Below are 12,974 nucleotides of genomic sequence, written 5' to 3'. Positions count from 1 at the left end.
GGTGCCGGTCTCGTTCCTGACCGCCGAACAGGAACGGCGCTATGGCCGGTATGCCGGCGAACCGAGCGCGGAGCAGCTCGTGCGGCATTTCCACCTCGACGATGCCGATCGCGAGCTGGCCGGCACCAAGCGTTGGGATCACATGCGGCTTGGGTTCGCCGTCAAGCTCGGCACCGTTCGCTTCCTTGGCGCGTTTCTCGATGAGCCTGCCGCTGTCCCTGGCGGGGTCGCAGGCCATTTGGCCCAGCAGCTTGGCATCCCCAATGCGGGTTGCCTGACCAAATATGCCACGGCCCGGGGTCGATGGCTGCATTCGGCGGAGATCAAGGAGCGCCACGGCTACCGCGAGTTCGCCGATCCTTCCGTCCACTTCCGCCTGGCGCGCTGGCTTTACGCGCTCTGCTGGACCGGCACAGACCGGCCAAGCGTGCTGTTCGACCGCGCGACCGTCTGGCTGGTGACGGAGAAGGTGCTGCTCCCCGGCGCATCCGCTCTTGAGCGCTTGGTCGCCCGCATTCGCGCCCGGGCCGCCCGTCGCCTCTGGCGCACGCTCGCCCGCGATGTGACGCCCGAACAGCGCATGAAGCTTGATGCCCTGCTGGTCGCAGGAGAGGGCGGCCGCCCCAGTCCGCTCGACCGTCTTCGGGACGGGCCATACCTTCGCAGCGGCGCCGAGCTGTCCCGCGCCGTCGGCCGCCTGGACGAGGTGCGGGTGCTGACGCTGGGCCTGCCCGCCATTGACCATGTGCCGCCAGGCCGGGTCACGGCGCTTGCCCGGTTGCCACCGTGGCCAAGGCGCAAGTCGTGGCGCGCATGCCGCTGGAGCGGCGCACGGCGACGCTGCTGGCCCTTCGTGCGGACGCTGGAGGCGACCGCGCAGGACGACGTGCTCGACCTGTTCGACATCGTGGTGACCGCCTTGTTCACCGACGCAGCCAAGATCGGCAAGAAAGCGCGGCTGCGCACCCTGCGCGATCTCGACGCCGCCGCTCTGCAGCTCCGTCAAGCGAGCGGAGTGCTCATGGATGACACAGTCGACGACGGTGCCGTGCGCGGGGCGGCTTTCGCGATCGTGCCGCGCGAGATGCTCGCGGCGGCATTGGAGCAGATCGACGCGATCGTCCGGCCGCCTGGTGATCTCTACTTCCTCGAACTGCGCGCACAGACCGGCAAGCTATGTTTCTGCCGGCCATGCTGCGGTCCGTCTCCTTCGGCGCGACGCCAGCCGGGCAGCCAACGCTGGACGCGGTGCGCCATCTGCGCAGCACCGATGGGCGCGGCCCGGCTCCGTCGGCACCGCTCGGCTTCGTGCCGAGTGGCTGGAAGCGGCAGGTCAAAACCGTCGATGGCGGCGTGGACAGCCTCGGCTACCGGCTCTGCCTGCTCGACGCCATGCGGATCGGGATCCGGCGGCGTGACCTGTTCGCGTCACCCAGCCTGCGCTTTGCCGATCCGCGGATCGGCCTGTTGGCGGGTTCAGCCTGGGAAGCCGCGCGGCCGTCGATCTGCCGCACCCTGGGCCTCTCGACCGACGGGCCGGCCGAGGTTGCGCGAATGGCCGAGCGCCTGGACGCCGCCTATCAGGATACCGCGGCGAAGCTGCCCAGGAACGCCGCCGTGCAGGTGGACGGCGGCGAGCTGGGGCTGTCCACCCTCGACAAGCTGGAGGAGCCGCCCAGCCTGGTCGCGCTCAAGGCGGCCGTTGCCGCACGCATGGCGCTGGTGGATCTGCCCGAATTGCTGCTCGAAATGCATGCTCGCACCGGCTTCGCCGACGGGTTCACCCATGCCAGCGAAGGCGGCGCATGGGCCGGCGGCAAAGCCACCAGCCTATGCGCGGTGCTGCTGGCCGAAGCGTGCAACACCGGATTCGAGCCGCTCATCCGGCGCGACAACGCGGCGCTGCGCCGATCACGGCTGAGCTGGGTTCGGCAGAACTACATCCGGGCTGAGACGCTCACCCGGTCGAACGCCGTCTTGGTCGCGGCCCAGAACCGTATCCCACTCGCCCGCGTCTGGGGCGGCGGTGATGTGGCCTCTGCGGATGGACTGCGCTTCGTGGTGCCAGTCCGCACGATCCATTCGGGGCCGAACCCGCGCTACTACGGCCAGGAGCGTGGGGTGACGTTCTACAACCTCGTCTCCGACCAATTCACCGGACTCAACGGCATCACCGTGCCTGGCACCCTACGCGACAGCCTGACCCTGCTTTTCGTGGTGCTGGAGCAGCAAACCGAGCTGCAACCGACCGAGATCATGTCCGACACCGGGCCTACACCGACACGATCTTCGGCATCTTCCATCTGCTCGGCTACCAGTTCAGCCCGCGTCTGGCCGACATAGGCGGCACCAGGTTCTGGCGCGTGGACGGCAAAGCCGACTATGGCGCCCTGGACAAGCTGGCGGCCCAGCGCATCAACGTGACGCTCATCGTCCAGCACTGGGAGGACCTGCTGCGCCTGGCCGGCTCGCTGAAACTTGGCACGGTGCAGGCCGCGGGCCTGATCCGGACCCTGCAAACCAAGGACCGCCCGACCAAGCTGGCCCGCGCTCTGGAGGAACTGGGGCGGCTGATCAAGACGCTCTACCTGCTTCGCTTTATCGACGATGAAGCCTACCGGCGGCGCATCCTGGTGCAGCTCAACCGCGGCGAGGGCCGCCATCAGCTCGCCCGCGTCGTGTTCCATGGCAAGCGCGGCGAACTGCGGCAGCGCTACCGCGAAGGCCAGGAGGACCAACTCGGCTCGCTCGGCTTGGTGGTGAACGTCATCGTGCTGTGGAACACGATCTACATGGACGCCGCGCTGAACCAGCTCCGTGCCGAGGGCTTCGATGTGCGCCCAGAGGATGTAGCCCGGCTGTCGCCGCTCGGGTTCGACCATATCAACATGCTCGGCCGCTACGAATTTATCCTGCCCGACCAGATTGCCCGCGGAGAGCTTCGACCGCTCCGCGATCCCACCATCATGGACGACGAGAGCTGAAATGCAGTTTCGGTTCCGCTGCTACCGGACCCCCAAATGCTGCGCCGAACACATCGCGCGACACGATAACGAAGGCCGCTTGCCGAACCGCTGCGTCCTCAACGGTGTCGTCATGAGCACAGCACCAGCCAGCCGCAGCTTGACGGCAGCCGCATCAAAATCGCGGATAGTGCGCAGACGGGGCACGCTTGCCGATCTTGGCAGCGCCGCTGAACAGCTTTGTCCACGATATAAAGCAGGTCGAGCACGTCGTCCTGCGACGTCGCCTTCAACGTCCGCACGAAGGCGAGCAGCGTCGCTAGACGCCGCTCCAGCGGCATGCGCGCCACGGCTTACGCCTTGGCGATCGTGGCGAAGCGGGCGAGTCTCGCCACCAGCAAGGCTGTCGCGCGGTCGATCAGCATGCTCGGCCGATCGGTGCCAAGCAACCGACATTCTGCATACGGTTTACGCTTTGCGACGATCGCCTATCCATGACACCCGTTGGATCCTTCACTCCCTGGCTATCTTTCGCGCAAATTTTGGCGAGGATAAAGGTCAGCGTCGCCGCCCCACCACGTCTTTGTAGATGATATGGACCCGCGCCCTTACCAGTATATCAGTTAGATACATTGTGGAAGTAGCGGCCAGCCAGTTCCCCTTTACTGGTAAAGGCTCTTAACGACCGCTTGGGAAGACTGAGCCGCCAGTCGCGCGGCCGCCCAAATAGACGGTGGAAAAGGGGACGACCTTGGATAGCACTACGTCGCACGTTGCGCCGGCCCCGATCTTTGTCGCCGCTCGCCGCCTGGATCGCTACCAGAAGTCCCGACTCTCTTGGCAATACTGGGGCTGGTTTGCAATCGTCCTTCTACTCTGTGATTCGAGCCAGGCGGCTAGGGCTGATTCGAACAGACAACGACAGCTTCAGTCTCTACCTGCTGTCTCGTCAGTGTCTTCAGAGGCCGGTAAGACACTGCCAAGGCAAGAACCCTCCGTTTCCCTGGAGACGGCCAATCTGCTCGCGCTGGGCGAGCTAAACGAGAAAGACACGGACTTTTCATTCCCTGGCCCGATTGAGTCCATTACCCAAGACGTTGGCGGATTTAGGACGTCGTTAGCAAGCGTCGGCATAGGGTTTCAAGGTATCGACTTAGATCTGGGCGAGTACAACCTACTCGACAACGCACACCCTCGATCGCCACAGCAGTACGATGGGCAGGGACCAACATATTCAGTCGGTATACATGAGTGGGTATTCACGTTCGACACCAGCCATATCGGTCTGCCCGGTGGGCAACTGCTATTTTCGCCCCTCTTCTACACGACGAGCCGCTCGGTCGACGGTCCGACCAAACTGGAAATCGGCGCTCTCAACTACTACCAGTCTCTCTTCAATGGCCATGTAGGAGTAAAGTTCGGCTATGGCCAGTTATACAACTATTTCATTGGCTTAGCCGGCGTTGGAGGCAACGCTACCATCCAAACCAATGGCGTGTCAGCATTGATACCTGTCGAACTCGGACTGCCACTCGTTCCCAGCAGCGGGCCATTTGCAACTGTCAACGTCCACACCAATGGCGGCTTCTACGACAAGGTAGGAGTCGGCCGAGGCCTCAGCCCACTGGGTGAAATTCCCGAGGTCAGGGCCAGCGGTGTCGGGCTGCGCTTCGGAGCTCCGCAAGCCAAGACCGTTGTCATAGAAGAATTCGGAGTGAATCATCCATTCTCCGCGACAGGTCATCAGCTCTGGGTCCGTGCCGGAGGTATATACAATTTCACTGACTATAGCACATTCGACGGGAGGACCGCGGAAAACTGGGGCGGCTATGCCCTTGCTGACTACCAAGTGAGAAAGTTCGATTCGGCAAACCCTGCCAGCGGCATTTTCGTCGGCGCCAGCGCTCTATATGCCACCCCGCAGGTCAATCCGTTTACCGCCTATTTCGAAGGTCGGATATATGCAATCGGTCTGTTCGATGCGCGTCCCCATGATGTCGACTCCGTGGTCATCGGAAGAAACGTCTTTAGTCAGAGCATTCGGCGACGACTGGCGGCAGTGGGTACTGCCACAGCACCGTCCCAATTCTCGGTAGCCTATGCGCATACTTTCAGGGTCATACCGGGTCTACTAGTCGGTCCTAGTCTCGCCTACTCTGACCATCCCGCGTTCCTTGGTCGGTTCAAAGGTGCGTTGACTGCGGGGCTCAGCCTCGTGGTTCTGTATTAACACGACTATCCACGATAAGGGGAGCGTTTAAATGACGCGATCAGATCCCGCTGATTTCTAGCATGCATAATTCCTACTTCAAAGGCTACACCGTATTAAACATGGCCGGTCATCACCGCTGAACCTGAGTGCCAGTTTTCGACTTGCTCTATGACGCTCAACACAAAGGACCATGGCCTCTTCTCTCAATCCAGAGATGTAACCGGAAAGATACGGGCTGGCTTAGCCTCAGGTAGCGGATATTGAGTCTTGGAGAACGATGATGCACACGACTTCACACAATCCACCTGCAACCAGCATCTCCGCGATTGCCTGGACTTCCATCATTGCGATCGGAAGCACAGGCGCCTTTATGATAATCGCGATGCCCGGAGTCCTGTTGGCCCTCTCGGATAAGATCCACCTGTCCGCGGGTGGTGCCGCGCGCATCGCGACGTCCGAACTCTTCGGCATGCTAATCTCAACCCTGCTCTTGGGGCAGTTGTTGGCCACGCAACACCGAAAGGTAGTCGTTGCTATTGCACTTTTCTTGCTCTGCTTGGGTAACATCGTCTCCATTTTCCTTATGCATTCAAGCTGGCTTTTTACTGCTCGGATCGTTTGCGGTTTGGGAGAGGGATTGACACTCGCAGCAATGGGAGCAGCCGCGGCGGCTGTCCCTAACCCAGACAGATTGTTCGCCGCCTACATGGCAAGCAACCTCGTAGTGGTGACGGTATTTCTGAGCGGCCTATCTCGGATCATCGCCTTTGGCGGCCTGACGTTGATGTTCCTGATCCTGGGCGCTGTCGGTCTGGTCGGAATTGCCGCCCTCCCGGCTTTCCCTGGTCTGGCAGCATCCGGTCGCCCGCAGGCCGGGAACCTCGCCTCCAGCTTCCTCAGCGCAGTTACAAACCGAAGTGCAGTCATTGGGCTAATCGCTTCGCTGATCTTCTGCACGGGCATTGGAGTCGTGTGGCCGCTCATGGGCCAAATCGGCATATCCCGCGCGATCCCCAGTGGCAGCATCGCCTCTGCCCTTGGCTTGGCGCCAATCGGCGGCGTCGCGGCCGGCGTCTGCGCCACCCTGCTAGGGCTCCGCATCGGTCGCCGGCTACCCTTGATCGTAGGAGGAGCCGCGCTGATTCTCACCATGACGATCTTGGCAGCCGACGGCTGGACATTTGCCGCTTGCGCGGTAAGTTTCATGTTTTGGTGGGTCTTCGTGACAGCGTTCTTCATGGGGACAATTGCATCAGCTGATCCGACGGGCCGAGCGGGCGTTCTGATACCGGCAACCCAGCAAGGCGGCTTGGCCGCCGGCCCGATACTTGGCGCGCTCCTCGCCGGCAGTGGATCTTTCGCCCTGCCGATCGCGGTGGGAACAACAGCCTGCCTCGTCGGCCTCTTCCTTGCCATCTACTCAGACTCGTTGACGAAAGCCTATAGCCGACACTTGCAGCCGTCTTGAGAGAAAATCAGTCAGAAAGACGCACGGCTTGGCTGCGGCGAAGCAAGCAAGAGCTTGCCGACGGAATCCCCGACGATGGGCTCCTTGTCTACTTGCCGGTGAACGCCGGCTCACGCTTCGCCGCGAATGCTGCCAAGCCTTCTCTGAAATCGGCCGAGCGTACGTATTCGGCGAAGGCGCTGGTTTCCGAAGCGAGAGCTTCCTCAAGCGGTTGGTCGTGGGCGCAACGAACAAGCCGTTTAATGTAAGCCATTCCGAGCGGAGTACGCTTACTGACGAGCGTTGCCACCTCCGCTGCCCTCTGCAGAAGCTGGTCCAGCGGCACGACTTCGTTGACGAGACCCCAGTCTCTCAGTATCTCGGCCGGCAGCATCTCGCCCGTGAGCAAGAGCTGATTGGCACGATTAGGCGTCAGCTTGCGCGGCAGGCGGATTGAACCGCCACCTCCCGGAAGCACGCCATACCTGAGATGACCGTCGCCAATCCTTACTCCCGCGGCGGAGATCACCATATCACAGCAAAGAATAAGTTCGAGACCGCCAGCAACGGCCAAGCCGTTGACAGCAGCGATCACGGGTCGAGGGGAATTCTCCAGACGTGAGAGCAGGCCACTAGCGCCGGCGACCTTTTCAGCGGCGACCGCATATTCGCCTCGATCGATATCGATCTTGAACTCATCCAGGTCTCCGCCGGCACAGAATGCACGGCCGTTTCCAGTTACGACTATGGCTCGTATGTCCGGGGACCCGTCCACCTGATCCAGCGCTTGGCTAAGCCCATCCCTGACCGAGCTGGACAAGGCATTCAGCCGATCCGGTCGGTTAAGTGTGATCCAGGCAAGCGGACCATCTTGTCGATACAGTACGGGGGCGTGTTCCATCGTGGCTCCGACGCAATCCAGCGGTTTTTCTTCAGTGAACCTGGCGCTCTGCCCCACCCCAATGACGGTCCCGGAGTGTCCGCTTCAGAACCTTACCGATCGGACTTCTCGGCAACGCTTCTATGAACAGTACCTTTGGCGCCTTCATGGCCCCGAGTTCTGCGCGACAATGCTCTATAAGTTCGTGGGTTTCGATGGTTCGGCCAGCCTTCAACTCGACATAGGCCGCGACTTTCTCACCCCATCGATCATCCGGGATACCGATGACAGCGCATTCCTGAACTGCCCCGTGGCGCAAAAGCGCGCCTTCGACCTCAACCGAATAGATGTTGAAGCCGCCGGAAATAATCATGTCTTTCTTGCGATCTACAATGTAGAAGAATCCGTCGTCGTCGCGGTATCCAATGTCACCGGTCCGAAGCCAGCCATTGGTAAAGGCCTCTTCGGTTTTACCCGGATCTTTGTAGTATTCACGCATTACACATAGTCCACGCGCCACAAGCTCGCCCCGCTGACCGGCGTCGAGCAGGTTGCCCTGGTCATCCATGATTTCCATGACGACAAATGGCAGCGGGCGGCCGCAGCTCGCAAGGCGGCTTGCAGGCGCTATCTTACCGTCGACGAAATGGTCGGCAGGAAGCAGAGCAGAGAGCCACGCCGCTTCGCTCTGGCCGTAGATCTGGCACATGACGGGTCCGAACACGTCGATCGCCTCAGCCACTTTCGCTGGCGCCATCGGTGCGGCGCTATACATGAAATAGCGAAGAGAAGAATAGTCGAACTCTCGGACATTCGGCTCGGCCAGAAGATCGTAAATCAACGTGGGCGGCAAGAACAGGTGGGTGACCTGATAAGCCTCGACGGACTGCAGGATCATCTGGCGGTCTGCGTTCGGGACGATGACGCCCGCTCCACCGAAAGACATGATGAAATTCATGAATTTGCCAGAGAGATGGGTCAGGGGTGCCACTGCCAGGAATATTGGCGGACGGTCAATCGGGGCTACGGCCCGAAAGTTCGCGACGATGCTCTCGAGCTGACGGTTCGGCCATACAACCCCTTTTGGAAATCCGGTGGTGGCACTGGTGGGAAGGACTTCAAAGATACGTTCCGAGTCATGGGGTAGGTCGAACGGCTTATCGGAAGCACCGGCTGTCCAGTCTTCGAGTGACGCTACCCCGTCAGCAGACCCATCAATGCAGACGAATTCGCGAATGTTCGGCGCCCTTTTCCGAAGCATAGGTATATCGGCAAGAAATTGCCTCTTCAGGAACAAAATGTCACAATCAAACTTGGCGAGTACTTCCGCATTGTGCTCCAAAGTGTTGCGGGCGTTGACCGGAATGTAGCTCATCCCACCGCGCATGATCGAGAGGACAACAATGAACGCATCGACCGCATTATGACTGATAATGGAGGCCTTGGCGTTATAGCCAAACCCGTGCCGGCGAAGTGCGTCGGCATTGCGGAAGCTAGCCATGCGAACCTGCTCGTAGCTGAACCGCTCGCCGGTCACGCCGTCGATCAAGCACGCGGCCATTGGGTTCTGCGACCAGCCTTTATCCAGAAAGTCGATGCCATTCATCTGAACAGTTCCAAACCGGAGAAAACGACTTAATGAAGAGGATCGGTCAGGTCTGTGGCGACGTCCGCCGATCCAGGCTCAACGAGCACCCAGGAACCCACCATCCACCGGATAGTCGCATCCGGACACATACGATGCGTCATCTGAGCACAAAAAGGCGACGGTATTTCCGATATCCCGCGGCGCTGCCAGCCGATGGAGCGGCACTATTGCCAGGACCTGTGCCCCTTTCCTTTGCATGGATTCCGCCATCATCGGTGTGTCGGTGTAACCTGGTGATACTGAATTGACCCGGATTTTCTGCTTCGCGAACTCTAGCGCGGCCGTTTTTGTAAGGCCGAGCACCCCGTGCTTACAGGCACAGTAGGCGGACGATCCACGCAGTCCGACCGTTGCCCCGATCGAGCCCGTGTTGACGATCGCGCCACCACCCTGCTTCTGCATTTGGAGAATCTGGTACTTCATGCAGAGCCAGACGCCCTTGAGATTGACCTCCACCATTCTCTGGAACGCTTCGGACGTGATTTCGGCAGCCGGCTTCGCCGCCACACCGAGCTGGCTCCCGTGGATGCCGGCGTTATTGAAAGCGCAATCGAGCCGGCCAAACGCGTCAACCGTCTGCTGCACGGCTGATGCGACCTGCGAGGCAACCGATACGTCCGCAGCGACCGCAATCGACCGTCCTCCTGACGCACGGATCTCGCCGGCGGTTCTCTCCGCTGCCTCTAGCGATAGATCGACGACGGCGACCTGAGCGCCTTCGGCGGCAAACACTAGGGCAGTCGCGTGACCGATACCTGAACCAGCACCGGTGATGAAGGCCGCCTTACCAGAAAGAAACTCCGTCACGACACCTGTCTCCCCAAACTCTCACGCGGCCAAATAGGCGGCATCCACCAAGTACGAGCCGCCTGTAAGGTAGGAGGCTCTATCGGATACAAGGAATGCTGCCACCGCAGCCACCTCCGTCGGCTGGCCGATCCGGCCCGAGGGAAGCACATTCAGCAGACCGTCGGTTCGACCCTGCATGGCTTCGCTGCCGAGTGGCGTGTCGATCACGCCAGGACATACCGCATTGATCCGAATGTTCTGCTCGGCATACTCGATCGCTGCGGATCGAGTCAGACCGAGGACGCCGTGCTTGGAGGCGACATACCCGCAGGACCCTCGCACCCCCACGAAGCCCCCGATCGACGCGGTGTTCACGATCGACCCGCCGCCCTGCTTGATCATCTGCTCAATCTGGAACTTCATGCAGCGCCAGACGCCGATGAGGTTGACCGAGACGATGGCGTCGAAGGCGTCCTCGGTCCAATCTGTCAAGGATTTTCCGCGCATTCCGATCTGCGTGCCGTGGATTCCGGCATTGTTGAAGGCGCAGTTTAGTTGGCCATAATGCGACAGCGCCTCATCGACAATGCGCCTGGCGTCTGCATCCAGAGTGATGTCGGCAGTCACCGCCTGTGCTGTCCCTCCCGCATCGGCGATCATCAACGCCGCCCGAGCGGCAGCGTCACCATTGCGATCAGCCACCACCACCTTGGCTCCCTGTTCGGCAAAGAAGCGCGCGGAGGCGAGACCCATTCCCGAGCCGCCCCCAGTGATCAAGGCAACTTTTCCTGTGAGGAGATCTTTCACGGTACCCTCCTATCGGCAGCGGTTTGCGCGTCGCTGATGCACGGACGCGATGGCGCGATCCCCGAGGGAGGCGCCCTGGAAAATCCGAATGTATTGGCGTTCGACATTGGCGCTCGGCCATCGAAGGTCTTGCATTAAGCGCCGGGTCTTGTTCGGAGGTCCGCCGACTGAACGGGCCAGTCCTGTCGACCGCGACAGAGTGGTTGGCGCCAGCAAAACCCGGCAAACTCTGGACGTAGTCGATACGGATCGTACGAAGCGAATCAACGGTCTTCATCTCATTTGCAATCCCGGACGGATCCTCTTTCGCCGCCATCATCTAAGGATGTGATGGTCAGGCGTGTCCTCCCGTTAAGGGAGGATCACTCGGAGAAGCTCACGCTCGTCGATAGGTGCTCCCAAGCGTCCAGCTCTACCGAGACGGTCGCCAGCTTATCACGTACACGTTTCACGCCACTGTCTCCCAACACCAATCTGAACGGCCCGTGCTCAGCATTGACCGCCGCGATGATCGCCTCCGCGCCTCGTCGCCGGTCGCTCGGCTGTTTGCCGTCAATAGCGACGAACCGCCTCATAATGTCGCCGCTCGTTGCCTCATGGGCGTCCGGCTGCGAGCAGGCGCGCTGCAGTGACGTAGCCTTCAGAAAGTCCGTCCGGAAGCCATTCGGCTCGACACGCATGACCTTGATCCCGAGAGGCGCCACTTCCTGCGCTAAGGCCTCGGACAATCCCTCCAGGGCGGATTTGGTTGCCGAGTACTGGCCATACGACGGGAGCGCCGCGAACCCGCCCACCGAGGACACGTTGATGATATGTCCGCCACTACGCTCGCGCATTCCCGGCAAGACAGCCTGAATGATCCTGACCGGCCCAAAAAATCGGTATTGAACTGACGCCTTGCATCCTCCTCGCCGGTTTCCTCTGCTGAACCAAGGAAGGAGTAGCCGGCGTTGTTGACGAGAACGTTCATTCGGCCAAACGCGTCGATCGCCGTCCTCACAGCCTCTCTCGTTTGACCGGCATCACGGACATCCAGCGCTACCGCTGGAACCCGTCCCGGATAGTGGTTAGAGAACGCCGTGACCTGATCCATGGAACGGCCGGTTGCGACCAGACGCGCTCCGTGGTCCATAATCGCGCTGGCCAGGTTCCGTCCAAGCCCCCGAGAGCACCCGGTGACAAACCATACGGCCCCAGTGTCGTCCATTCGCCTCCCCTGTTCCACATGCATTACCGTCGGTTCAGCGGTAAATTTAAGGTCGGGGAAGCCCATCGGGACAGGCTGTTTTCGGAAATATCTGCTACTCATCTTGTGCGGGTGCTGTCAGGCGGCAGTTCGGGACGCCACTCCAGATCCATCGGCTCCGGGAAGAAGCGAAATCCCTCGTCCATACGGGCGACGTGACCGAGTCCAGGCCAAGGATAGTGGTAGCCGAGGAGACGAAGTCGCTGATCGGCGATCATGCCCAGTATCTTCACGCGAGACACGGCACCGAGTACGGGATCGGTGTCGTGAACGAACTGCGTCAGAGGTCGCTGGAGAAGCAGCACGGGGTGGTGGGCTAAATCCCCCAGCAAACACAGCGTCTGATCCTCGTCACTGATCAGGAAGACCGTGTGGCCGACTGTGTGACCCGGCGCGTGGAGAGCGGTCACTCCCGATAGGAACTCCTCGCCGGAATGGTAGAAGTGTATTCGGTCGCGGTTCGGAAGCAGGTTACGCCGTGCGGCATCGAGCCAAGCGGTGTATCGTCGAGGAACCCGATCTGGATCAGTCCAGAACTCGTAATCCGCTTGCATGATATAGAACTGCGCGTTCGGAAAGTGACGCTCCCCGGCGAGGGACATGCAGCCGCCGCAATGGTCACTATGCGCATGGGACAGAACGACGGCGGTGATTGCGGCTGGGTCTATTCCGGCTGCCCTCATAGAGCGAAGAAGCTTGCCGGTCCGATAGCCTGGAAGATCCACCTCACCCTTGCCGGTGTCGAAGATGATTACATGACGGCCGGCGTGCAGGATCAGGATGTTCTGTTCCAGCCGAGGCTCACGGGAGAGAAAGTTGCTGCTGAGCTGCTCGTCGATCTCTCGTGCAGCTAGATCTGGAAAGGATTCGTGGCAGTTGCCCAGCGGCAGGGTGCCGTCGGAGACGACCGTTCCGACGAAGCTACCCACGTGGAACCGATAGAACGGAGGCGCCTGTAGCAGAGAAGTCATCGTCTCGTCCG

8 protein-coding genes and 2 pseudogenes are annotated in these 12,974 nt (G+C 60.8%); 3 read left to right on the top strand and 7 right to left on the bottom strand.

Annotation, left to right across the window (positions count from 1 at the left end):
* The first annotated feature begins 1 nt into the window (after position 1).
* A pseudogene (locus tag ACQY4K_RS15075) lies at positions 2 to 2,984 on the top strand (Tn3 family transposase).
* 110 nt (positions 2,985 to 3,094) lie between these two features.
* On the opposite strand, the gene ACQY4K_RS15070 reads toward ACQY4K_RS15075, so the two are convergent.
* The gene (locus ACQY4K_RS15070) at positions 3,095 to 3,313 is read right to left on the bottom strand and encodes a hypothetical protein (protein WP_428391009.1); all 219 of its coding nucleotides are present in this window, start codon (positions 3,311 to 3,313) and stop codon (positions 3,095 to 3,097) included.
* A 602-nt stretch (positions 3,314 to 3,915) separates the two neighbouring features.
* Here ACQY4K_RS15070 and ACQY4K_RS15065 point away from each other — a divergent pair.
* Together ACQY4K_RS15065 and ACQY4K_RS15060 are read left to right on the top strand one after the other, a co-directional pair.
* Positions 3,916 to 5,193 (top strand): carbohydrate porin, encoded by a 1,278-nt coding sequence (locus tag ACQY4K_RS15065; RefSeq protein ID WP_428391008.1) that lies wholly within the window; start codon positions 3,916 to 3,918, stop codon positions 5,191 to 5,193.
* A gap of 259 nt (positions 5,194 to 5,452) precedes the next feature.
* The gene (locus ACQY4K_RS15060; RefSeq protein WP_428391007.1) at positions 5,453 to 6,643 is read left to right on the top strand and encodes an MFS transporter; all 1,191 of its coding nucleotides are present in this window, start codon (positions 5,453 to 5,455) and stop codon (positions 6,641 to 6,643) included.
* 88 nt (positions 6,644 to 6,731) lie between these two features.
* Here ACQY4K_RS15060 and ACQY4K_RS15055 read toward each other — a convergent pair whose 3' ends face one another.
* The 6 genes and pseudogenes from ACQY4K_RS15055 to ACQY4K_RS15030 form a co-directional block, all read right to left on the bottom strand.
* Complete coding sequence (locus tag ACQY4K_RS15055; protein WP_428391006.1) at positions 6,732 to 7,523, bottom strand: enoyl-CoA hydratase/isomerase family protein; 792 nt, start codon at positions 7,521 to 7,523, stop codon at positions 6,732 to 6,734.
* A 31-nt stretch (positions 7,524 to 7,554) separates the two neighbouring features.
* Positions 7,555 to 9,108: a class I adenylate-forming enzyme family protein gene (locus tag ACQY4K_RS15050; RefSeq protein ID WP_428391005.1), complete on the bottom strand. Its 1,554-nt coding sequence runs from the start codon at positions 9,106 to 9,108 to the stop codon at positions 7,555 to 7,557.
* Between the two features lie 78 nt (positions 9,109 to 9,186).
* Positions 9,187 to 9,957, bottom strand: a complete 771-nt coding sequence (locus ACQY4K_RS15045; RefSeq protein ID WP_428391004.1) for an SDR family NAD(P)-dependent oxidoreductase — start codon at positions 9,955 to 9,957, stop codon at positions 9,187 to 9,189.
* A 21-nt stretch (positions 9,958 to 9,978) separates the two neighbouring features.
* The gene (locus ACQY4K_RS15040; RefSeq protein ID WP_428391003.1) at positions 9,979 to 10,746 is read right to left on the bottom strand and encodes a glucose 1-dehydrogenase; all 768 of its coding nucleotides are present in this window, start codon (positions 10,744 to 10,746) and stop codon (positions 9,979 to 9,981) included.
* 362 nt (positions 10,747 to 11,108) lie between these two features.
* Positions 11,109 to 11,953 (bottom strand): annotated as a pseudogene (locus ACQY4K_RS15035) (SDR family NAD(P)-dependent oxidoreductase).
* A gap of 98 nt (positions 11,954 to 12,051) precedes the next feature.
* Entirely contained in the window at positions 12,052 to 12,963 is a 912-nt protein-coding gene (locus ACQY4K_RS15030) for an MBL fold metallo-hydrolase (RefSeq protein ID WP_428391002.1), read from the bottom strand.
* Positions 12,964 to 12,974 lie beyond the last annotated feature (11 nt).

The organism is Lichenicoccus sp. (genome assembly GCF_965276875.1).
Lineage (GTDB): Bacteria > Pseudomonadota > Alphaproteobacteria > Acetobacterales > Acetobacteraceae > Lichenicoccus.
This window is presented reverse-complemented; position numbering and strand designations above follow the sequence as displayed.